This is a genomic window from Dysosmobacter sp., assembly GCF_034093755.1.
Taxonomy (GTDB): Bacteria; Bacillota; Clostridia; order Oscillospirales; family Oscillospiraceae; genus Oscillibacter.
In genome coordinates, this window is the sequence record NZ_JAXEBZ010000016.1 from 1 (window position 1) to 22,725 (window position 22,725).

Consider the following 22,725-nt stretch of genomic DNA (forward strand, 5'->3'; position numbering starts at 1 on the left):
AAAAGTGGGGGAAACAGGCGAAGCGCCGCCAGCGGCGGAAACAGCGAGCCTGTTTCGAGGAAGCGGCACGATTGGCGGCCCCAACGGGGCCGGGAATCGTATCGCCGCGACGGTGGTCCGCATCCCCCGCGGGGAACCCGCAATCCGCCGGTGATCACCGGCGCAAAAAACCGTCCCCCGGTGTGGGGGACGGTTTTTCAGGGTTCTCAGAACTGGGGAATCTTCGCCACCACCGCGGCGCAGCGGGGGCACAGATCGTCCTGGCCGGGGTTGGCGGAGTGCTTCCAGCAGCGGGGGCACTTGACGCCGGCGGCGTTGACCACGGACACGCTCAGCTCACCGCCCACGGTGACGCTGACCTGGGACACGATCAGCAGGTCCGCCAGCACGCCCTCGGGCAGCTCCGCCAGGAAGGCGTCTTCGGCAGGGACGGTGAGGGACACGGCGGCCTCCAGGGCCTTGCCGATCTTCTTCTCGGCGCGGGCGGCCTCCAGGGCGCCGTTGACGGCGTCGCGGACGGCGATGACGCGGTCCCACTTCGCCATCTCATCGGCAGACAGGGCGTAGTCGGCGAAGGGCTTGTTCATCTCGTTGAACACCACGTTGCGGCCGTCGTCGGCGTCGCTGTGGGGCATGGCCTGCCAGATCTCGTCGCAGGTGAAGGCCAGGATGGGGGCCATGATCTTGGTCATGGTGTCCAGAATCAGGTACAGGGCGGTCTGGGCGCTGCGGCGCTTGAGACCGTCAGCCTCCTCGCAGTACAGCCGGTCCTTGATGATGTCCAGATAGAAGTTGGACAGCTCCACCACGCAGAAATCGTTGACGGCGTGGGTGACGGCGTTGAACTCGTAGTCCTGATAGGCCTGCTCGCAGGCTTCCATCAGGGCGTTGAGGCGGGTGACGGCCCAGCGGTCCAGCTCCTCCATCTCCGCCGCGCTCACCAGATGGTTGGGATCGAAGCCGTTCAGGTTGCCCAGGCAGTAGCGGGCGGTGTTGCGGAACTTCAGGTAGTTCTGGCTCAGCTGCTTGAAGATGGCGTCGGAGCAGCGCATATCCGCGTGGTAGTCGGCGGAGGCGGCCCACAGCCGCAGCAGGTCCGCGCCGTACTTCTCCATGATCTCATAGGGGTCCATGCCGTTGCCCAGGGACTTGTGCATGGCTTTTCCCTCGCCGTCCACGGTCCAGCCGTGGGTGACGCACTCCTTGAAGGGAGCGCCCTTGCCGAAGGCGCCCACGGCGGTCAGCAGCGCGGACTGGAACCAGCCGCGATACTGATCCAAGCCCTCCAGGTACATGGTGGCGGGCCAGAAGCCCTGATCCCGCTTCATGGCGGCGAAGTGGGTGGAGCCGGAGTCGAACCAGCCGTCCAGGGTGTCGGTCTCCTTCTCGAAGCCGGTGCTGCCGCCGCAGTGGGGGCAGGTGAAGCCATCGGGCAGGATCTCGGCGGCCTCCTTGGAGAACCAGGCGTTGGAGCCCTCCTTCTCAAACAGGGCGGAGATGGCGGCGATGGTCTCGTCGGTGCAGATGGGCTTGCCGCAGTCCTTGCAGTACACCACGGGGATGGGCAGGCCCCACTTCCGCTGGCGGGAGATGCACCAGTCGGTGCGCTCCCGGACCATGGACTTCATGCGGTCGATGCCCCAGCCGGGCACCCAGCGCACATCGTCGGCGGCGGCGCAGGCCTCGTCCTTGAAGGACTCCACGGAGCAGAACCACTGGGGGGTGGCCCGGAAGATGATGGGGCTCTTGCAGCGCCAGCAGTGGGGATAGCTGTGGACGATGTCCTCGGAGGCGAAGAGCATGCCGCTCTCCTTCATATCGTTCAGGATGACGGGGTTGGACTCGTCGGTCTTCATGCCGGCGTACTTGCCGGCGTAGTCGGTGTGGCGGCCCTGGTCATTGACGGGCACCACCATCTCCATGCCGTAGCGCTTGCAGGTCTGGTAGTCGTCGGCGCCGAAGCCGGGGGCGGTGTGGACGCAGCCGGTACCGGAGTCCATGGTGACGTAATCCGCCAGCACCAGGCGGGAGGTCTTGGGCAGGAAGGGATGGTCCGCCAGCATGTCCTCGAAGAAGGCGCCGGGGTGGGTCTCCACGATCTCGTAGTCGGCCACGCCGCCCACCTTCATCACCTTGTCGGCCAGGGCCTCGGCCACGATATACACCTCGCCGTTGGCGTTGTTCTTCACCAGGGCGTAGGACTCATCGGGGTGCAGGGCGATGGCCAGGTTGCCGGGCAGGGTCCAGATGGTGGTGGTCCAGATCACGAAGAACAGCTTGGCGTGATCCACGCCGGGCAGCTTGCCCAGGTCATCGTGCATGGGGAACTTGACGTAGACGGTGGTGCAGGGATCGTCCTGATACTCGATCTCCGCCTCCGCCAGGGCAGTCTCGTCATGGGCGCACCAGTACACGGGCTTCAGGCCCTTGTAGATGTAGCCCTTCTTGTACATCTCGCCGAAGACCTTCACCTCCTCGGCCTCGAAGCCGGGGTTCATGGTGGCATAGGGGTGCTCCCAGTCGCCCAGGACGCCCATCCGCTGGAAGCCCTCGCTCTGGACATTCATGTAGTGTCTGGCGAAGTCCTGGCAGGCGGAGCGGAAATCGGGGATGCTCATGGCCTTGTGGTTCAGCTTGTTCTGCTTGATGATGGCAGACTCAATGGGCATGCCGTGGTTGTCCCAGCCGGGGATATAGGGGGTGTAGTAGCCCCGCATGGCGTAGGAACGGGTGATGAAGTCCTTGATGGACTTGTTCAGGGCGTGGCCCATGTGCAGCGCGCCGTTGGAAAACGGAGGGCCGTCATGCAGGTTGAACAGGGGCTTGCCCTCGTTCTTCTTCAGCAGCTCATTGTACACGTCCTGCTCCTGCCAGCGCCTGAGCATCTCCGGCTCCCGCTTGGGCAGGCCCGCCCGCATGGGGAACTCGGTCTTGGGCAGATTGATGGTCTTGTTGTAATCCATATCCTTCACTCCTTCGTCGTTCTCAAAGAGGGAGCAGGCTCCCCCTTTGGATTCCCCACCGTCGGTCCAGGGACCGGCGCGCCCGCCCAGGGCGGGCAGGTCAGGGTATTTTTCCGACGTGCGCGCCGCCGGAAAAATGATTTCAATTTAAAATATGGTGCTGTGGTCTGCCGGGAAAAATAAAAACGCCTTGTCTCTCATCAAGAGACAAAGCGCTGTACGCACTCTGCGGTACCACTCTCGGTTGCCGGTCCCTCGCGGGAAGCCGGCCGCTCACGGCCCGCCGTCACGGGCCGATGCTGTAACGGGCATCAATCGTCCACGCTTACTTTGGATTTTCAGCAGGAGGCTCCAAGGTGATGTTCCCGCCCCGCCCTGTCCGCCTTGCACCAAACGGCGGCTCTCTTCGCAGCGGCTGGAAGCGGTACTCGTCCTTATCCACGCCAGAATGTTCAGTTACGGGAATACCCCCGGCGAACAGAGGCGGCATGGCCGCCTGTTCAACGAGGGTATCTTACCCGCATTTTTCCGGTTTGTCAATGGAATTCCCGGAGAAATGCGGTCTTTTTCAGCGATAACGGTAATTCCGGGCGGTAAATTCGTCCACCCGCCGCAAAAATTCCTCCCGGCTGGCGAACTCCATCATCCGGCTGTCCGCCGTCTCCCGGAAGGAGACCACCCGGTTCCGCTCGTCCACCCAGACGCGCCACACCCGGTCCAGCTCCTGCTGCTCCACAGGTCATCCCCCTCTGTTGTTCCCCTGTTATTACACAACGCAAAAGCGGCAGAGTCCGCGCCGGGGCGTGAACTCTGCGGGGCTTTTTCTTCTTTTCAACACCGTATCGGAACGGCGGGCCTCACTGGTAGCGGTAGCAGCGGCCGGTGAATTCATCCACGCAGTTCAGGAACATCTCATGGCTGCGGAACTCCATCAGCTGACAGCCCTCGGCCTCGTGAAACGAAACGATGCGGTTTTTGGTGTCTACCCAGATGCGCCACAGGGCTTCCATTCTCTGTTCCATGCTCTTCCCTCCTTCCGGTACGGTCTGCTGTTTGCTTTCTGTTAATAAAGACGCATTGGACCCCCGAAAAGTTTCACGGGGCCCGAAAAAATTTTTACGGTTCCAGTTCCGCCATGGCGGCGGCCACGTCGGCCCGGAACGCTTCCCAGGCCTCCGGGTGCTCCACGTAGTACAGCGGGCACAGCTTGCCGGTGGCGTCATAGTGGCGGGTGACGTCCTCCACCGGGTCCAGCCGGAACTCCCGGCACAGCCACGCCGTCAGCTCCACGGCGCGGCGGTAGGTGACGGGGGAGAACTCCCCCGTCTCATCCGGGTGGCACACCTCCACGGCCACGGTGTCACCGTTGCGGCCGGGGGTGGCGTTGGCCTGCTCCGTCAGGGGGACGCACTGAATCACCTCCCCCTCCAGACCCACGATGAAGTGGCTGGAGGCGTAGGTGTTCTCCCGCCCGGAGGCCAGGGACGCAAAGTAATTGCGGTTGGCCCGGGCGGTGGTGCCGGGATTGCCCACGTAGTGGATCACCACGCCGCGGATGCTCTGCAGCTCCGTCCCAGGCCGGGACCACTCGTTGACGCTCAGCAGCTCCTGCTCTACGTAGTCCGGCAGGGTCACGCCGTCCCCGGCGGGGCGGCGGCGGGCCGTGAAGGCCCACACCGCCGCCGGAAGCAGAATCAACACGCCGCACAGCGCCAGAAACCGGGGGTTGAGCCGCCGGCGGCGCCTTCTCTTTCTTCGGTACGGTTCCATCAGCCCGCCGTCACGAAAACCTCGGTGGGACCGTCGGCGCCGCCGATGACGCCGATGGAAGCGGGATCCTCGTAGGCATCCCCGTAGGCCACGCCGTACTTCTCAAAGTACTCGTCCGTCTCCTCGTACCAGCTGGGGTGGAGCTGAATCCGGGTCACCAGGTCCTCCGCCTGCACCATGTTCTGCTTCAGCAGGTACTCCACGGTGTGGGTCATGGCGGGATAGACATTGATGCCGATACGGCCCTCGTAGTAGCCCGTCTCCGGGTTCCGGAACTGGACGGACACGTCCAGGGCGTACTGGCCCGTCTCGTTATCGCTGAACCAGTCATAATTGCCCCAGGTGCCCTCCGCCGCGTCGGCGGACACGGCCTCCAGCAGCTCCCGGGCCTGGCGGCTGCCGAAGGTCTCGCTGGTGCTGCTGCGGTCGGCGTAAATGTCCACGTACTCCGGCGTCAGGCCGCCCAGATCCAGCCGCAGGCGGCGCTGCTTCATATCCTGGCTGTTCACCAGCGTATCCAGCAGGTTGTCATAAGTGCCCGGCTGCTCCAGCCGGTCCCGGGTGATGGGCACCCAGTAATAGCGGGACACCTTCTGCCCGTTGTTCAGGGTATAGATCAGGCGGACCGTGTTGCGGTAGGAGACACTTTCGTACTCCCACACATCGGTATACCGCCACTGCCGGTCCGACTCCTCCACGTAGTCCCTGTCGGCGATGACGGCGGTGTGGAGGGCGCGGATGCGCTCGATGGTGTCGGCGTCCTGATCCGGGTACAGGGTGTAGCTGTTGTCGGCGGCACGGAACTCCAATGTTTTGATCTCGCCCAGCTGGGGAACCCGGCGCTCCACGCCCAGCAGGTCGAAGCGGAACACGCTCAGCACCACCGCCACGAACACCGCCGTCAGGGCCAGGCCCTTCCAGCTGCCCCGGAACACCCGCAGGGACTTGGCCAGCAGCATGGAGGCGGCGTAATAGCCGATGGCGCCGGCGATGAACATGCAGATGGCCAGGGGGATGATCTCGTAATAGCTGCCGCTCTGGTAGCTGCCCCAGAAGATGGCGTACAGCACCAGGCCGAACAGCATGGAGCTGATGAGGGTGACGCCATAGCGGAACACGGGCTTCATCCAGCCCACGGCCACCACGTCGCCGGCGCTTTCGCTGCGGCGGCGGCTGTACAGCAGCCACGCGATCACCAGCAGCACCGCTCCCGCCGCCGCGTAGGCGGCGATGAGCCAGCCCTTCTCCAGGCTGACGGACTGGAGCACCGCACGGGTGATGTCCGGGGCCACCTGCACATCCATGTACTCGGAGTCCACCCGCACATTGTTCAGCAGGTACACCGTGGGAGACAGCCACTCCACCACGCCGGTGTAGTCGCCGTTGACGCCGAAGTAGAACCCGGCGGAGAAGGCGGACACCAGCATGTCCAGCCCGGCGGCCAGGAAGTGGAAGATGAAGTACAGCGCCGGCATGGCGAAGGCGTTGCCGGTGATGAAGGCCACGCAGGTGGCGCTGCCGAAGTAGAACAGGGTCTCCCCCAGCACCGCCAGCACCGTGACGCCAAAGCCCACCGGCTCGAAAAAGCCGAAGCACAGGGAGATGACGCCCATCAGGGCACCCAGCACCACGTAGGGCGCCAGGGCCATGGTGAGGCCCGACAGCAGACCGGTGACGAACAGGCTCTCCCGCCGGATGGGCAGGGTGTGCATGGCGCCCACGCTGCGGGCGCTGTAGAGATAGCTCCAGGTCACCACGGCGCAGAGGACGGCGTAGATCAGGGCCAGCCAGGGCAGCACGTAGGCCACCGCTCTGTAATAGGCCTCCGTGGCCTCCAGGGGCTCCAGGGAGAAGCCGGTTTCCACCCGCAGCAGCTGCACCAGCATGGCCAGGGGGAACAGGGCCGCCAGGAAGCTGGCCATGCCCCACAGGGGCCAGTAGCGGGTCAGGTTTTTGCGGTACAGGGTCCTGTTAAAGAATGATGTCTTTGACTGCATAGTCCGCACCTCCCAGCTCGTAAATAAAGATCTCCTCCAGGGTCAGGGGCACCGCGTCCACCAGCAGGGGCTGGTAGGCCGCCAGCCGCTCCTCCGCCTCCCGGGCGCCCATGCGCATGATGAGGGTGTGGATACGGCCCATTCTGGAGGCGTGAAGCACCGGCAGCTCCGGCGGCACCTCCGTCATGCCGTCCCGGAACACCACCTGCAGCTTCACCATGTTGTCCTGCAGCTGCTCCAGGGACCGCTCCAGCAGCACCTTTCCGTGGTCCATGATGCCCACGTGGTCGCACACGTCCTCCAGCTCCCGCAGGTTGTGGGAGGACACCAGCACCGTGGTGCCCCGCTGGGACACGTCGCCCATCACCAATGACCACACCTGCCGGCGCATCACCGGGTCCAGGCCGTCCACCGGCTCGTCGAGAATCAGGTAGTCCGGCATGCAGCTCAGAGCCAGCCAGAAGGCCACCTGCTTCTGCATACCCTTGGACAGGCGGCGGATGGTCTTTTTCTCGTCGATGGAAAAGACCTCCTTCAGCTTCTCGTACCGCTCCATGGAGAAGCGGGGGTAAAAGCCCCGGTAGAACTTCATCATGTCCCGGATGGAGGACTGGGCGAAATAGTACCAGTCGTCGGGGATGGCGGCCACCCGGGCCTTCAGCCCGGCGTTCTCCCACACATCCTGGCCGTCCATGCGGAGACTGCCCTCGTCCTGGCGGTAGATGCCCGTCAGGTGACGGATCAGGGTGGACTTGCCCGCTCCGTTGGGGCCCACCAGACCGTAGACGCTGCCGGTGGGCACCGTCAGCGACGCGCCGTTCAGGGCGGCGAACCCGTCAAACCGCTTTACAAGACCGTTTACTTCAATCATGGCGCTCCTCCTTGCCTGTCACTGCCTGGGTGAAGGCCACCAGCTCCTCCGCCGTGGCCCCGAGGCTCCGCAGCTCCCGCAGCAGCTCCCCCACCTGTTCCAGCAGCTCTTTTTTCCGGGCGGCCACCGCGTCGTCCATGACGGCGGCAAAGCTGCCCTTTCCCGGGACGGAATACACATAGCCCTCGCTCTCCAGCTGGTTGTAGGCCCGCTGGATGGTGTTGGGGTTGATGGCCAGCTGGGCCGCCAGCGCCCGCACCGAGGGCAGCTTTTCGTCGGCGGCAATGGCCCCGCTGACGACGAGCTTGCGCAGCTCGTCCCGGATCTGTTCGTAAATGGGACGCGAGTCCCGGTAATTCAGGCTGATCACGGGATCACCCTCCTTTCCTGTTCGTTCCGTTACCGGCGGGTCACCGCCGCTGCCGCCAGCACCAGCACCACCGCCGCCGCGGCAATGCCCAGCAGAAACATGATACTCATCAAGGCGTTTCTCCTTTCTGTTCCCTTCAGCGGCGGGCAATGTCCGCCAGCGCCACCAGCGCCAGCCCCGCCAGGCCCACGCCCCAGACGGGAAGACCGGACACAATCTCCATGCTTCGCTCGCCTCCCTGTCCGGAAATAGGTGTATCAACTGTACTAAGCTTCTTAGTACAGTTAGCATAACACGGCGATACAGCGCTGTCAATCCCCGGGGCAGGAAAATTTTTCACCCGGCGGGCGGAGCCGCTTTTGGGCCATTTTGCCCGCTGAAACGGGAAACCCCCGGGAAAATCGTGTATTTTTCCCTTTACAGACGGGGATAAATATGGTATAGTTTTCTGGCGCGTGAACCGCGCGTAAATTGACCCCTGACTTCGTTCCGCGGCTTTTCACCGGCCGGGGGCGCAGTTTTGCGGGCGACATTCAAGAAAGGTGGAACAAATCCATGCTGCGCAAAGAACAGAAGACCGAGATCATCAACGCCAACCGTACCCACGAGAACGACACCGGCTCCCCCGAGGTGCAGGTGGCCATTCTCACCGAGCGCATCGCCAACCTGACCGCTCACCTGCAGGCCAACCCCCAGGACAACCACTCCCGCCGGGGCCTGTACAAGATGGTCGGCCAGCGCCGCCGTCTGCTGGACTACCTGCAGAAGAAGGACATCGAGCGTTACCGCGCCCTGATCGCCAAGCTGGGCATCCGTAAGTGAGTCGTCGCAAATCGGGTGACGGAGCAAGTCTCCGTCACCCTTTTCTGCAAGCATCCCCCTGACTACCCCATTTTTTCGCCGGGGGCGTCCGTCTTTTTGTGTTTGAAAGTATGTCCGGAGCCGCCGGACACAGTTTCAAATGCGAAAAGAGCCGCTCCCGAGCACCAATGCAAAGGAGAAAAGCAACATGTCAACCATTATCACCAAGAGACAGTTCCCCAACTATCACCGCTATGAGATGGAGCTGGCCGGCCGCCCCCTGTTCCTGGAGGTGGGCAAGCTGGCGGAGCTGGCCAACGCCGCCGTGATGGTGGGCTACGGCGACACCCGCGTGCTGTGCTGCGCCACCGCCTCTCCCCGGCCCCGGGACGGCATCGACTTCTTCCCCCTCAGCGTGGACTTTGAGGAGAAGATGTACTCCGTGGGCCGCATCCCCGGCAGCTTCAACCGCCGGGAGGGCCGTCCCGGCGAGAAGGGCATCCTCACCGCCCGGGTCATCGACCGCCCCATCCGCCCCCTGTTCCCCTATGACTTCCGCAATGACGTGTCCATCATGTGCACCGTCATGAGCGTGGACCACGACTGCTCTCCCGAGATCGCCGCCCTCATCGGCACCTCCGCCGCCCTGGCCATCTCCGACATTCCCTGGAACGGCCCCGTGGGCGCCGTGAAGATGGGCCTGGTGGACGGCAAGCTGGTGGTGAACCCCGACTCCGAGATGCGCAAGGTGTCCGACCTGGACGTCACCGTGGTGTCCACCGGCAAGAAGGTGGTCATGATCGAGGCCGGCGCCAACGAGGTGCCCAATGACGTGATGTTCGCCGCCATCAAGACCGCCCACGAGGAGAACCAGAAGCAGATCGAACTGATCAACCGGATGGTGGCGGAGATCGGCAAGCCCAAGTTTGACTATCCCCACGCCGCCTTCGACCAGGAGCTGTTTGACGATATCGTGGCCAACTTCATGGACGAGGCCAAGGCCGCCATGGACACCGACGACAAGAACGTCCGGGAGGCCCGCTGGAACGCCATGATCGAGAAATGGCACGAGAAGTATCTGGAGAGCCACCCCGACATGGACCAGTTCCTGGAGGAGATCACCTACAAGTTCCAGAAGAAGATCGTGAAGGCCTGGCTGCTGGAGGGCCACCGCGTGGACGGCCGCGCCAGGAACGAGATCCGTCCCCTCAGCGCCGAGGTGGGCCTGCTGCCCCGTGCCCACGGCTCCGGCCTGTTCACCCGCGGCCAGACCCAGGTGCTGTCCGCCTGCACCCTGGATACCCTGTCCGCCAACCAGAAGCTGGACACCATCTGGGAAGAGACGGAAAAGCGGTATATGCACCACTACAACTTCCCCGGCTACTCCGTGGGTGAGGCCAAGCCCGCCCGCAGCCCCGGCCGCCGGGAAATCGGCCACGGCGCTCTGGCGGAGCGGGCCCTGCTGCCCGTGATCCCCTCCGTGGAGGAGTTCCCCTATGCCATCCGCGTGGTGTCTGAGGTGGTCAGCTCCAACGGCTCCACCTCCCAGGGCTCCATCTGCGGCTCCACCCTGGCGCTGATGGACGCCGGCGTGCCCATCAAGGCCCCCGTGGCCGGCATCTCCTGCGGCCTGATTCAGGACGATGACGGCTCCTTCACCACCTTCATCGACATCCAGGGCGTGGAGGACTTCCACGGCGAGATGGACTTCAAGGTGGCCGGCACCAAGAAGGGCATCACCGCCATCCAGATGGACCTGAAGAACGACGGTCTGACCATGGAGATCATCGAAAACGCCCTGGACATCACCTATGACGCCCGCTGCCAGATTCTGGACCAGATCATGCTGCCCTGCATCGCCGAGCCCCGGGCCGAGGTGTCCAAATACGCTCCCAAGATGCTGACCATGCACATCAACCCCGACCGCATCCGGGAGGTCATCGGCTCCGGCGGCAAGGTCATTCAGAAGATCGTGGCCGACACCGGCTGCAAGATCGACATCAACGACGACGGCTCCATCTTCATCTCCGCGCCCAATCCGGAGTGCTGCGCCGCCGCCAAGAAGTGCATTGACGATATCGTGTTCGAGCCGGAGATCGGCGCGCTGTACTACGGCCGCGTGGTGCGGCTGATGACCTTCGGCGCCTTCGTGGAGCTGGCCCCCGGCAAGGACGGCCTGGTTCACATCTCCAAGCTGGCGGAGCGTCGGGTGGAGAAGGTGGAGGACGTGTGCAAGATCGGCGACATGATGTGGGTGAAGGTCACCGACATCGACGAGAAGGGCCGCGTCAACCTGAGCCACAAGGACGCCCTGCGGGAGATCAAGGCCAAGGAGGCCGCCGGCGAGCGCATCAAGTAATCTGTTTGGATCGTACCCTGACAGCGGGGCGGGCAGACGCCCGCTCCGCTGGTTTTTTTGCCGGGACCCCGGCAGGGGTGCACCCGTCCGGATGCCGGGAAGTGCGATGAAGATCGCGGGCTTTGCACCGGTCCCGGTGCAGGGATGCGCCCCCACTTTTCTTTTGACGCGTCAAAAGAAAAGTCGCCGCGCCCGGTGGAAAAGAAAAACGCTGGGCGTACCCTTTGGCGGAGCCAAAGGGTAGACCGGGGGTCTCCTCAGACCCTGCCGACTAAGTCCAGAAGTCTCCTGCCGGGTGCGTCTGACACTGGCAGTCCCGGAGAGTCTGCCGCCGCAAGTTGCGGGAGTGCGGCGGTCGTCGTGGTGGAAAACCGAAAGGGCTGTCCTTCTCTTCCCGCGCGTTCCGCTTCGCTACGCGCATACCCGGGCAATAAACGATAACCACCCCGGTAGGGCGTAGCGGAGCGGAACGCCCGGGGCCAACACGCAGGGGCCTTTCGATTCTGCACCCCGTTGACCACCCAGGCCCCGACTTGCGGCGGAGCAGTATCAATTTGCGCAGAATGGAGAGCGCAGCCGGCAGAAGATTTTCCCAGGGTTCCCACCGCAAACCAGCGAAGCGTTTGCGGTGGGAAAAGGAGGAGCAAGGGAGCGGCACGTGAAAAGCCCTTTCACGCAGGGCTTTTCACGTAAAGCGGACTTTGCGACGACGCGGTCGGCAGTGTCTGAGGAATCTCCCGTCAGCCTTTGTGTACAAAGGCGAAAAAGCGCTTTTCTTTTGGACCGTGCACGGCCCGTTTTCTTTGGGCAAGACCCAAAGAAAATGGGGGTGCAAAGCTGTGACCTTCGTCACATTCCAGCACCGAAACCGGTGCAAAAGCCCGCGGCCTGCGCCGCGCATCCAATTCCGCAATATGCAAACTACATATATAGTCAAAGGAGATTCACTGCTATGGATTACAAGAGATTCCCCAACGCCATCGTCCTCCGGGTAGACCGGGGCGAGGAGATTCTGGAGCAGCTGAAGGCCGTGTGCCTGAAGGAAAACGTTACCCTGGCCAGCGTCAGCGGCATCGGCGCCATCAATGACCTCACCTCCGGCGTGTGGGACGTGGAGCGGAAGGAATACTTCTCCAACCGCTTCACCGGCGTGTACGAGGTGGCCAACCTGGTGGGCACCATCACCACCATGAACGGCGAATACTACGCCCACATCCACATCAGCGCCGGCGACGCCCAGGGCCATGTGGTGGGCGGCCACCTGAACCGGGCGGTGGTCAGCGCCACCAGCGAGATTGTGCTGCACCTGATCGACGGCACCGTGGAGCGGGAATTCGACCCCGGCGTGGGGCTGAACCTGCTGAAATTCTGACATGAAGTGTCTGATTCTCATGGGCAGCCCCCGGAGGCAGGGCAACACCCGGCAGCTGCTGGACCCCTTCACGGAAGAGCTGACCGCCCTGGGCTGGGAAACGGAGACGGTGTGGCTCTATGACCTGGACCTGCGGCCCTGCACCGCCTGCCGCGCCTGCCAGCGGGACTGGACCGTTTTCGGCTGCCGGCAGGCCGACGATCTGCACTCCCTGTTCCCCAGGGTGCTGGAGGCGGACCTGGTGCTGCTGGCCACCCCCATCTACGCCTGGTACTGCACGCCGCCCATGAAAACGGTGCTGGACCGGCTGGTGTACGGCATGAACAAATACTACGGGGAGGAAAAAGGCCCCGCCCTGTGGGCCGGAAAGGCCGTGGCCACCCTGGTGACCTGCGGCTACCCGCCGGAAAAGGGGGCGGACCTGTGGGAGGCAGGGCTGCGGCGCTACTGCAAGCACTCCCGGCTCCGCTATCTGGGAATGCTGGCGGAGCACGACCCCGGCTACAGGGCCGTGTTCCTGTCCCCGGACAAGGCGGACCGAGCCCGGGCCTTCGCCCGCCGGCTGGCCGGGGCGGAATAACCCCTTTCCATTTCTGACGATTCATAAGGAGCCACCACCATGGACATCATTGCTGCCATTTCCACCGGCCAGGCCGCCACGGCCATCGGCATTGTCCGCGTCTCCGGCGACGGCTGCTTCGCCCTGTGCGACCGGCTGTTCCGGCCCCTGTCGGGAAAGCCCCTGTCCCAACACCCGGCCCGGCAGATGGTCTACGGCGACGTGCTGGACGCCAACGGGGCGCTGCTGGACCGGGGTCTGGCGGTGCGCTTCCCGGGCCCCCGGTGCTACACCGGCGAGGACTGCGCCGAGTTCCACTGCCACGGCTCCCCCGTGGTGCTGCGGGAGCTGCTGACGGCCCTGTTCGCCCTGGGCGCCCGGCAGGCGCTGCCCGGCGAATTCACAAAGCGGGCCTTTCTCAACGGCCAGATGGACCTGACCCAGGCGGAGGCGGTGATTGACCTCATTGACGCGGAGACCGCCGCCGCCGCCAAAAACGCCGTGGCCCAGCTGGACGGCGCCCTCCGCCGCCCCCTGGAGCAGGTGCAGGACGCGCTGCTGGACGTGACCTCCCGGTTCTACGCCGTGGTGGACTACCCCGACGAGGACATTGAGGACGTGGAGCCGGCGCAGATCGCCGCCGCCCTGGAGCAGTCGGACCGGACCCTCTCCGGCCTGCTGGCCACCGCCAGCCGGGGCCGGCTGCTGAAGGCCGGCGTCCGCACCGCCATTGTGGGCCGGCCCAACGCCGGCAAGTCCTCCCTGCTCAACGCCCTGGCGGGCTACCAGCGGGCCATTGTCACCGACATCCCCGGCACCACCCGGGACACGGTGGAGGAATCCGTCCTCTGCGGCGGCGTGCTGCTGCGGCTCATTGACACCGCCGGCATCCGGGAGACAGAGGACGCCGTGGAGCGGCTGGGGGTGGAGCGGTCCCGGGCGGCGCTGGAGTCCGCCGACCTGGCCCTGGCGGTGGTGGACGGCTCCGCCGACGCCACGGCGGAGGACGCGGCGGTGCAGGCTCTGGCCGCCCGCTGCCCCCGGTGGATCGCCGTGTACAGCAAACAGGACCTGGGCAGCCGGGACCTCCCCGCCGCCGATCCCCGGTGGGCCAATCCCCCCGCCGCGGCGGTGCGCCTCTCCTCCGTCACCGGAGAGGGCATCGACGCCCTGGAGGACGCCGTGGCCGCCCTGTTCCCCGCCGGGGACCCCCATCAGGCCGGGTCCCTCCTCACCGACGCCCGGCAGGAGGACGCGGTCCGGCGGGCCCGGGACGCCCTCCGCCGGGCCAAAGCGGCCCTGGAGGGCGGCATGACCCCCGACGCGGTGCTCACCGACGCCGAGGAGGCCCTGTCCGCCCTGGGGGAGCTGACGGGCCGCACCGCCCGGGAGGACATTGTGTCCCGCATTTTTTCCCGGTTCTGCGTGGGAAAGTGACAAATATATCATTTTTCATACGCCCCAACATGGTTTACAAAACCATATCTTCGTGGTATACTGATCCCAATCTGAACACAGGAGGGATCACCCATGGATGAACTGTCCGCCCTGCGGGAGCGGCTGGCCACACAGCGGCCTGTTGCCTATGAAGAGATGCCGGATTTTCCCCTGTATATGGACCAGATGCTCTCTTACATGGAGCGGCAGGTCCTGCGGTTTGACGACGGGGACGGCCTCACCGCCGCCATGGTGAACAACTACACAAAAAGCGGCCTGCTGCCCCGGGCCGAGGGGAAAAAGTACAGCCGGGAGCATCTTTGCTGTCTCACCGCCGTATGTATTCTCAAGCAGGTCATGTCCGTGAAGGACGTGGAGCTGCTGCTGTCCTCCGTGCTTCCCCGGGAGGATGTGGCCGGGGGCTATGAGGCCTTCCGGGCGGATCTGGACCGGAGCCTGAATCTGGTGACCGACGTGATGGAGGGCTATCCGGCGGAGGAGGACACCGCCCAGGCGGCGCTGCACTTCGCCCTGCTGTCCTATGCGGCGGGGGTGGCCAGCAGCCGCTATGTCTCCCTGCTGCGCCGGCGGCGGGAGGAGGCCGGCGGCGCCGTCCCGGCGAAAAAGAGCCGCAAGAGCAAGGAAAAGGCGGAAGCCTGAGGAGGAAGCCATGAGCGAATTTACCATCATCACCGACAGCTGCTGCGACCTGCCCGCCGAGCTGGCGGAGGAACTGGAGCTGGAGGTGCTGCCGCTGCACCTGGAAATGGACGGGCAGGATCACCAGAACCGGCTGGTCAGCAGGCGGGAGGGCTTCGGCCCCTTCTATGACCGGCTGCGCCAGGGGGTGCTGGCCACCACCTCCGCCGTCAGCGCTGGGGAGTTTGAGGCGGTGATGCGCCGCTGCGCTCAGGAAGGGCGGGACGTGCTGTGCCTCGCCTTCTCCTCCGCCCTGTCCGCCACCTACCAGTCCGCCGTCATCGCGGCGGAGACGGTGGCAGAGGACTTCCCTGAGCGGAAGCTGCGGGTGGTGGACACCCTGTGCGCCTCCCTGGGGCAGGGACTGCTGGTGACCCTCTGCGCCCGGGAGCGGCTGAAGGGCCGCACTCTGGAGGAAGTGGCCGCCTATGCCGAGGAAACCCGGCTCCACATCTGCCACTGGTTCACGGTGGACGATCTGAACCACCTGAAGCGGGGCGGCCGCATCAACGCCGCCACGGCGCTGTTCGGCACCATGCTTTCCATCAAGCCGGTGCTCCACGTGGATGACGAGGGCCGGCTGGTGGCGGTGTCCAAGGCCCGGGGGCGGAAGGCCTCCATCATCGCCCTGGCGGATAAAATGGCGGAGACCGTCACGGACCCCGCCGCCGTGTTCATCAGCCACGGCGACTGCCGGGCGGACGCGGAGCTTCTGGCGGAGGAGATCCGCCGCCGCTTCCCGGTGCGGGAGCTGATGATCCACTTTGTGGGGCCGGTGATCGGCAACCACTCCGGCCCCGGCACGGTGGCGCTGTTCTTCGTGGGCAGCCGCCGCTGACAACGATACCCCCGGTGCCAGGACGCCGGGGCGCAAGGAGACAGACAGATGAAATGGCTGGAAGTACACATTGACACCAACCACGCCGGGCTGGAGGCGGTGGAGGCCTTTCTCTCCGCCCAGGGCATCGACAGCGTGGTGATTGACGACGAGACGGAGTTCCATGACTTTCTGGAGAACAATCACCAGTACTGGGACTATGTGGACGAGGACCTGATGGCCGCCGAGGCGGGCAAGTCCCGCATCACCTTCTACCTGCCGGCGGACGGGGACGGCATGGCCCGGCTGGGGGCCGTCCGGATCGCCCTGCAGGAGTTCCGGCAGCGGAACACCGGCTTCGGCAGCCTGCTGATGACCCTGGACAACCTGGAGGACGCCGACTGGGAGAACAACTGGAAGCAGTTCTACAAGCACATGGAGATCGGAGAGCGGCTGCTGGTGATTCCGGAGTGGGAGAGCGCCGACACCAAGGGCCGGGTGCCCCTGATCCTGAACCCGGGCCTCACCTTCGGCACCGGCAGCCACGCCACCACCCGGCTGTGCCTGACGGAGCTGGAGCAGCGGATTCACGGCGGCGAGCGGGTGCTGGACCTGGGCTGCGGCAGCGGCATTCTGTCCATCGCGGCGCTGAAGCTGGGCGCCGCCTCCGCCTTCGCCTGCGACATTGACGAGAAGTGCGAGACGGTGGCCTATGAGAACGCCGCCCTCAACGGCGTGGGCCGGGACATTTACACCGTCCGCACCGGCGATATCCTCTCTGACAAAGCGCTGCAGCAGGAGATCGGCACCGGCTATCACGTGGTGCTGGCCAACATCGTGGCGGACGTGATCATCGCCCTTGCCCCTGCCGTCCGGCCGCTGCTGGCCGAGGGCGGGGTGTTCCTCTGCTCCGGCATCATCGATGACCGGGCGGAGGAGGTGGCGGACCGACTCCGCGCCGCCGGACTGACCATTCTGGAGACCCGCTCCGCCGAGGGCTGGTTCTCCTACGTGTGCCAATAAGACCTGAAAAGCCCCCACGGAATTGCCGGGTGTCCGTAAAACAGTTGATCCTCCGTATGGCTTAGATCATACGGAGGATTTGTTTATGTCTAATCTTCAAACTTGCTGGCGGCGAACGGTTTGTCAAAACCGTTTGGTCGCGGCAAGTCCACAGGGGATAGCCGCTTTAGCGGCGCAAGGGGGTGTAGCCACCTTGACGGAACAAAGTGACGCAAGATTCTCGGACAAGCAGTTTCTTGCCGCTGACAGAGAATGAAGCTCCGCAGGACGCACGATACTCCCGACAGGAGAGTATAGAAGTGCGCCCTTTAGTTCCTAAAGGGGTTTGCGACAGCCCGACAAATGCGAATTTACGGTTTAATTTCCTCTCCGCAATAGCTGCAATGATTATATTTTCCGAGCCAAATCCTGCCAATACACTTTCCGCAGTTAGGGCAACGCCAGAACGCAATATTTATTACTCCATAGACAATAATAGTGGCAATTGCTGCATAACCGAAGGGTGCAAACCTTGTCCAAGCCATAAGTAACATTAACATACAAAAAACGGCAAGCAACACCCACATTACAGCTTTTGCGGTCTTTAATTTCATATCAGCGATCCTCCCAACTTCAAATCTTTCTCACTCTTTCACTAAATAAAGTATACCAGAAAGATGTGAAAAATTCTACCATCTGCACAAGAAATGCCCGAACATTTTTCGTCCGCGCGTTCTCGGTATCAATCATAAATCAGCTCAAACTTCACAATAGCTTCTGCCTGTGCCTTGCAAGCGTTCATCTGCCGTACCCATTCCATTTGGCTTTCGGCTTTCAGTTGCTCGTTCTTGCCGTTTCGCCTCACCAGCTCCGGCACGATCAGTTCCATGCGGTTTCGTTCCGCTTTGTCAATCTTGGCGCAATACTGTCTTACGCACACCCAGCTATGCTCCGCGGGGGCTTTTTTCGCCGTTCGACGCCCCTCCCCCCTTTTCCCGTTCCCGGAACGCTACAATGGAGAAAACCGGTAAAAAAGGAGGGGACACCATGGTTTGCGGAACACGGCAGGTACTGGAGCTGCCCACGGCGGCGCTGCGGCCAAACCCCATGCAGCCCCGGCGGGTGTTCGACCCGGCGGGACTGGAGGAGCTGGCCGGGTCCATCCGGGCCGAGGGCATCCTCCAGCCGCTGACGGTGCGGCGGACAGCGGAGGGCTGGGAACTGGTGGCCGGAGAGCGGCGGCTGCGGGCGGCGAAGCTGGCGGGGCTGGAGACGGTGCCCTGTCTGGAGACGGAGGCCGGGGACGACGAGTCCGCCCTGCTGGCCCTGATGGAAAACCTGCAGCGGGAGGACCTTCACTATCTGGAGGAGGCCAGCGCCCTGTCCGCCTTTCTCCGCCGCTCCGGCATGGCCCAGGAGCGGGCGGCGGAGATTCTGGGCCTGTCCCCCTCCGCCCTGTCCAACAAGCTGCGGCTGCTGCGGCTCAGCCCCCAGTGCGCCCGGCTGCTGCTGGAGGGAAACCTGTCCGAGCGCCACGCCCGGGCGCTGCTGCGGCTGGAGGACGAGGAGGAGCGGCTCTCCGCCCTGCGGCACATTCTGGCCAACGGGCTGAACGTGGCCCAGGCGGAGCGGTACATCGACCGGCGGGTGACCCGGCTCCAGACCACGCCGCCCCGGGGCCGCCGGAGCTACATCATCAAGGACGTGCGGCTGTTCCTCAACACCCTGGACCGGGGGCTGCGGCTGATGCGCTCCGCCGGGGTGGACGCCCGGACGGAGCGGCAGGACACGGAGGACGCCATCCTGCTGACCATCCGCATTCCCAAGGGGAAGCCGTAACCGCCGGTTTTCCCCGGATTTTCCTGCTGTTGTTACGGGATTGTAATGCTTTTCCCGGAAAAACCGTGCTATAATGGGAAACTGTCAGCATAGGCTGTGGTAAACGGCCTGTGGATCTTATTGGTAACAACAGGAGGGCTTCATGGAGCAGACGACAAACGAAGCCAATGTGCGGAAAAAAGGCGGCGCCCGGCTGAAAAAGAGCGGCCGCTCTCCCCTGCTGATTCCCGGCATCGCCGCGGGCGTGCTGGCGGCTGCCTATCTGGGCCTGTGCGCCTACGCCGGATCGCTGGACACCTTTTACCCCAGCCGCTGCATCAACGGCATCAACGTGGGGCAGCTGACGGCGGCGCAGGCGCAGGACAAGCTGGAGAGCGAGTTTCCCTCCCGGCCGGTGACGCTGGTGGATGAAAACGGCCAGGACCTGGCGGACCTGACCCTGGCGGACCTGGGCTACACGGCGGAGCTGTTTGAGGGCGACGCCCAGTTCTGGCTCACGGATCAGCAGCGGGACAGCTTCCTGCGCCGGGGCTGGTCCTATCTCAACATTCTCACCGGCCGGTGGCCCGGCGGCTGGAACTGGCCGGACCCGGACCAGTCGGTGCTGGACGCCACGGTGGACCGGGTGATGGACACCCTGTCCGTGCCGGCGGCGGACGCGGAATACACCCTGGAGGGCAGCACCCTCACCATCCGGAAGGCCCGGGACGGCCGCGCCGTGGATGAGGCGGCCCTGCGGACGGCCTTCGCCGGGGTGTCCGGCAGGAATGACAACACCCACGTGATCACGGTGCTCTTCACCACCGTTCCCGCCAAAACCCTCACCGCCCGGCAGGTTCACGACGAGATCGCCGGCGAGATGAAAAACGCCGGCTATGACGCCAAAACCCAGTCCATCACGGCGGAGCGGCTGGGCGCCGAATTCGACGTCACCGCCGCCCAGGCGGCCCTGGACGCCGCGGAGCCGGGCAGCGACATCACCGTGGATGTCACGCTGGAATACCCCAGGGTGACGGCCAGGGAGCTGGAGAGCGTGCTGTTCCGGGATGTGCTGGGCCAGGCCCGCACCCACGTCAGCGGCACCGCCGCCCGCATCAGCAACGTGAAGCTGGCCTCCGCCGCCTTCAACGGCGTGGTGCTCAACAGCGGCGAGACCTTCTCCTACAACGGCACCGTGGGCCAGCGCACCGCCGCCAAGGGCTATCAGGCGGCACCGGCCTACGTGCAGGGCGAGACGGTGGATGAGATCGGCGGCGGCGTCTGCCAGCCCTCCTCCACCCTCTACAAGGCCTGCCTGCTGGCGGACATGGAGATCACCGAGCGGTACGCCCACCGCTACGTCCCCTCCTACATCGACTGGGGCATGGACGCCACCGTGTCCTGGAACGGCCCGGACTACAAGTTCACCAACAACACCGACTATCCGGTGAAAATCGTCACCACATACGCCAACAACTACCTGACGGTGCAGCTGCTGGGCACCAAAACCAGCGGCGTCACCGTGAAGATGACCAACAAGGTGCTGTCCACCACGCCGTGGAAAACCGTCTACGAGCAGGACGACACCCTGGCCCCCGGCACGGAAAAGGTGAAGGTCACCCCCTACACCGGCTACAAGGTGGTCACCTTCCAGAGCTATTATGACGCCAACGGAAAGCTGATCAGCAGCCACCAGGAGGCCACCAGCAACTACAAGGTCCGGGACAAGGTGATTCAGCAGGGCCCCGCCAAGGAGACGGAGCGCTACGTCAACGGCGGCGCGGAGATTCCGGCGCAGCCGCCCATTCAGGAGCCGGAGGTGTCGGTGACGGAGCCGGAGGCCCCCGTTGAAATCCCGGATACCCCGGTGGCGGAGGGCAGCGGCACCATTGTGGTGGACCTGACCCCCGGCAACGGATAAGGAGGAACTGGCATGCAGAAGAACTGGAAACTGACGGTGGTAGGCATCGGCGGCATCGGCGGGCTGCTCAGCGGCCCCCTGGTGCGCCAATACGGTGACCATATCACCCTGGTGGCCCGGGGCAGGCGGGGCGAGGCCCTGCGGCAGAGGGGCCTGACCCTTCACAGCGAGGTATACGGCGAGTTCACCGTCATCCCCGCCGCGGTGGCGGAGACGCCGGAGGCGCTGCCGGTGCAGGACGTGGTGCTGGTGTGCGTGAAAAACGGGCAGCTGGATCAGGTGGCCCGGCAGATCGCCCCCATTGTGGGGCCGGAGACCATTGTGCTGACGGTGATGAACGGCGTCACCGCCGGTGCCAGGCTCCGCCGCGCCCTGGGGAAGGGCATCGTGCTGGAGAGCGTGATTTACACCGTGTCCAGCGCCGGGGCGGATTACTCCATCACCCAGATCGGCAATTTCACCCATCTCTTCACCGGCGGGGCACCCGGCGACGAGGCCGGCGCCGCAGCCGCCCGGGAGCTTCAGGAGCTGTTTGCCGGGGCGGGCATCGACTGCCGCCTGGTGCCGGACGTGGCTGTGGCCATCTGGAGCAAGTTCGTGCTGAACTGCGCCTACAACGTAGCCACCGCCCGGTGGAGCTGCGACATCGGCGCCGTGAAGGCAGACCCGCAGCGGATGGCCGACTGCCGCGCCCTGATGGCGGAGGCCCGGGCCGTAGGCGTGGCCCGGGGCGTGGCCCTGCCGGAGAACCTGGTGGACAAGCAGATGCACCGGGTGGAGACCACCGCCGACGCCTCCACCAGCTCCCTGAGCCGGGACTTTGCCGCCGGCCGCGCCGGCGAGCTGGAGGTGTTCTGCGGCGACGTGGTGCGCATGGCTGAGGAAGCCGGCGTGGACGTGCCGGTAACCCGGGAATACTATCAGGCGCTGCTGGAGATGGCAGCGAAGTTCTGAACACAAAAACCCTCCTGCGAGGCTTGCCGCAGGAGGGTTTTTTGCGTTTTTCAGGGAACGGATGCACTGCGCGATGAAGATTGCGGGCTTATGCGCCGGTTTCGGCGATGGAAATTGCCGGGACCCCGGCGGGTTTGCACCCCCCATTTTCTTTGGGTCTTGCCCATAGAAAACGGGCCGTGCACGGTCCAAAAGAAAGGCGCTTCCGGCCTTTGTACACAAAGGCCGACGGGAGATTCCTCAGACGGTTCCGACGGCGTCGTCGCAAAGTCCGCTTAACGTGAAAAGCCCTGCGTGAAAAGGCTTTTCACGTGTCGCTCCCTTGCTCCTCCTTTTCCCACCGCAAACGCTTCGCTGGTTTGCGGCGGGAGCCCTGGGGAAATCTTCTGCCGGCTGCGCTATACACCGGTGCTCGTCGAAAGCTTTCCGCCGCAAGCTGCGGAAGTGCGGCAGTAGTCGGGGTGGAAAACCGAAAGGACTGTCCTTCTCTGCCCGCGCGTTACGCGCATACCCGGGTTGTCACGGAGGGAAGCGAAACGGTGTGCCCCATCAACCACCGCAGTAGGGCGTAGCGAAGCGGAACGCCCGGGGCAAACACGCAGGGGCCTTTCGATTCTGCACCCCGTTGATCACCCAGGCTCTGATTTGCGGCGGCAGATTTTCAATCTTCATTCAATGTTCGGCGCACTCGGCAGAAGATTTCCCCAGGCCTCCCACCGCAAACCAGCGAAGCGTTTGCGGTGGGAAAAGGAGGAGCAAGGGAGCGACACGTGAAAAGCCCTTTCACGCAGGGCTTTTCACGTAAAGCGGACTTTGCGACGACGCCGTCGGAACCGTCTGAGAAATCCCCCGTCAGCCTTTGTGTACAAAGGCCAAAAGCGCCTTTCTTTTGGACCGTGCACGGCCCGTTTTCTTTGGGCAAGACCCAAAGAAAATGGGGGAAACAGGCGAAGCGCCGCCAGCGGCGGAAACAGCGAGCCTGTTTCGAGGAAGCGGCACGATTGGCGGCCCCAAC

20 protein-coding genes, 1 pseudogene and 1 other annotated feature are annotated in these 22,725 nt (G+C 64.3%); of the genes and pseudogenes, 12 read left to right on the forward strand and 9 right to left on the reverse strand.

Annotation, left to right across the window (positions count from 1 at the left end):
* Positions 1 to 206: 206 nt before the first annotated feature.
* The 7 genes from ileS to SOX55_RS01990 form a co-directional block, all read right to left on the reverse strand.
* Positions 207 to 2,963 carry an isoleucine--tRNA ligase gene (ileS, locus tag SOX55_RS01960; RefSeq protein WP_325285753.1) on the reverse strand — a complete coding sequence of 919 codons (2,757 nt, stop codon included), beginning with the start codon at positions 2,961 to 2,963 and terminating at the stop codon, positions 207 to 209.
* A gap of 200 nt (positions 2,964 to 3,163) precedes the next feature.
* Positions 3,164 to 3,413, reverse strand: a binding site (T-box leader).
* A 118-nt stretch (positions 3,414 to 3,531) separates the two neighbouring features.
* On the reverse strand, positions 3,532 to 3,699 hold the full coding sequence (locus SOX55_RS01965) for a hypothetical protein (protein ID WP_325285754.1): 168 nt from the start codon (positions 3,697 to 3,699) through the stop codon (positions 3,532 to 3,534).
* A gap of 121 nt (positions 3,700 to 3,820) precedes the next feature.
* Positions 3,821 to 3,985 (reverse strand): hypothetical protein, encoded by a 165-nt coding sequence (locus SOX55_RS01970; protein WP_325285755.1) that lies wholly within the window; start codon positions 3,983 to 3,985, stop codon positions 3,821 to 3,823.
* Between the two features lie 94 nt (positions 3,986 to 4,079).
* Positions 4,080 to 4,733 (reverse strand): peptidoglycan recognition protein family protein, encoded by a 654-nt coding sequence (locus tag SOX55_RS01975; protein ID WP_325285756.1) that lies wholly within the window; start codon positions 4,731 to 4,733, stop codon positions 4,080 to 4,082.
* Positions 4,733 to 6,730 (reverse strand): hypothetical protein, encoded by a 1,998-nt coding sequence (locus SOX55_RS01980; RefSeq protein ID WP_325285757.1) that lies wholly within the window; start codon positions 6,728 to 6,730, stop codon positions 4,733 to 4,735. The genes SOX55_RS01975 and SOX55_RS01980 overlap by 1 nt, the downstream gene beginning before the upstream one ends.
* Entirely contained in the window at positions 6,705 to 7,601 is an 897-nt protein-coding gene (locus SOX55_RS01985; RefSeq protein ID WP_325285758.1) for an ABC transporter ATP-binding protein, read from the reverse strand. Before SOX55_RS01985 ends, SOX55_RS01980 begins: the two co-directional genes overlap by 26 nt.
* The gene (locus SOX55_RS01990) at positions 7,594 to 7,971 is read right to left on the reverse strand and encodes a GntR family transcriptional regulator (protein WP_325285759.1); all 378 of its coding nucleotides are present in this window, start codon (positions 7,969 to 7,971) and stop codon (positions 7,594 to 7,596) included. Before SOX55_RS01990 ends, SOX55_RS01985 begins: the two co-directional genes overlap by 8 nt.
* Before the next feature lie 555 nt (positions 7,972 to 8,526).
* Here SOX55_RS01990 and rpsO point away from each other — a divergent pair.
* The 8 genes from rpsO (at position 8,527) to prmA (ending at position 17,038) form a co-directional block, all read left to right on the forward strand.
* A complete protein-coding gene (gene rpsO / locus SOX55_RS01995) occupies positions 8,527 to 8,793 on the forward strand; it encodes a 30S ribosomal protein S15 (RefSeq protein WP_325285760.1) in 267 nt (88 codons plus the stop codon).
* A 187-nt stretch (positions 8,794 to 8,980) separates the two neighbouring features.
* Positions 8,981 to 11,131, forward strand: a complete 2,151-nt coding sequence (locus tag SOX55_RS02000) for a polyribonucleotide nucleotidyltransferase (RefSeq protein ID WP_325285761.1) — start codon at positions 8,981 to 8,983, stop codon at positions 11,129 to 11,131.
* A gap of 952 nt (positions 11,132 to 12,083) precedes the next feature.
* Entirely contained in the window at positions 12,084 to 12,503 is a 420-nt protein-coding gene (locus SOX55_RS02005) for a PPC domain-containing DNA-binding protein (RefSeq protein ID WP_325285762.1), read from the forward strand.
* A 1-nt stretch (position 12,504) separates the two neighbouring features.
* Positions 12,505 to 13,083: a flavodoxin family protein gene (locus SOX55_RS02010; protein WP_325285763.1), complete on the forward strand. Its 579-nt coding sequence runs from the start codon at positions 12,505 to 12,507 to the stop codon at positions 13,081 to 13,083.
* Positions 13,084 to 13,122: 39 nt separating this feature from the next.
* Positions 13,123 to 14,499: a tRNA uridine-5-carboxymethylaminomethyl(34) synthesis GTPase MnmE gene (gene mnmE, locus SOX55_RS02015; RefSeq protein ID WP_325285764.1), complete on the forward strand. Its 1,377-nt coding sequence runs from the start codon at positions 13,123 to 13,125 to the stop codon at positions 14,497 to 14,499.
* Positions 14,500 to 14,592: 93 nt separating this feature from the next.
* Complete coding sequence (locus tag SOX55_RS02020; protein ID WP_325285765.1) at positions 14,593 to 15,159, forward strand: DUF1836 domain-containing protein; 567 nt, start codon at positions 14,593 to 14,595, stop codon at positions 15,157 to 15,159.
* Between the two features lie 10 nt (positions 15,160 to 15,169).
* The gene (locus SOX55_RS02025) at positions 15,170 to 16,036 is read left to right on the forward strand and encodes a DegV family protein (RefSeq protein WP_325285766.1); all 867 of its coding nucleotides are present in this window, start codon (positions 15,170 to 15,172) and stop codon (positions 16,034 to 16,036) included.
* A 48-nt stretch (positions 16,037 to 16,084) separates the two neighbouring features.
* On the forward strand, positions 16,085 to 17,038 hold the full coding sequence (gene prmA, locus SOX55_RS02030) for a 50S ribosomal protein L11 methyltransferase (protein WP_325285767.1): 954 nt from the start codon (positions 16,085 to 16,087) through the stop codon (positions 17,036 to 17,038).
* A gap of 350 nt (positions 17,039 to 17,388) precedes the next feature.
* Here the strand turns inward: prmA and SOX55_RS02035 are convergent, their stop codons facing one another.
* Complete coding sequence (locus SOX55_RS02035; RefSeq protein ID WP_325285768.1) at positions 17,389 to 17,631, reverse strand: hypothetical protein; 243 nt, start codon at positions 17,629 to 17,631, stop codon at positions 17,389 to 17,391.
* Between the two features lie 128 nt (positions 17,632 to 17,759).
* Positions 17,760 to 17,945: pseudogene (locus tag SOX55_RS02040) on the reverse strand (TnpV protein); the annotation flags it as partial.
* Positions 17,946 to 18,064: 119 nt separating this feature from the next.
* Here SOX55_RS02040 and SOX55_RS02045 point away from each other — a divergent pair.
* From SOX55_RS02045 to SOX55_RS02060, 4 genes are all read left to right on the forward strand, one after another.
* Positions 18,065 to 18,856, forward strand: coding sequence for a ParB/RepB/Spo0J family partition protein (locus SOX55_RS02045; RefSeq protein WP_325285769.1), 792 nt, complete (start codon positions 18,065 to 18,067; stop codon positions 18,854 to 18,856).
* 142 nt (positions 18,857 to 18,998) lie between these two features.
* On the forward strand, positions 18,999 to 20,756 hold the full coding sequence (locus tag SOX55_RS02050; protein ID WP_325285770.1) for a VanW family protein: 1,758 nt from the start codon (positions 18,999 to 19,001) through the stop codon (positions 20,754 to 20,756).
* Between the two features lie 12 nt (positions 20,757 to 20,768).
* The gene (locus tag SOX55_RS02055) at positions 20,769 to 21,710 is read left to right on the forward strand and encodes a ketopantoate reductase family protein (protein WP_325285771.1); all 942 of its coding nucleotides are present in this window, start codon (positions 20,769 to 20,771) and stop codon (positions 21,708 to 21,710) included.
* 770 nt (positions 21,711 to 22,480) lie between these two features.
* A partial coding sequence (locus tag SOX55_RS02060; RefSeq protein ID WP_325285772.1) for a hypothetical protein occupies positions 22,481 to 22,725 on the forward strand: 245 nt, incomplete at its 3' end.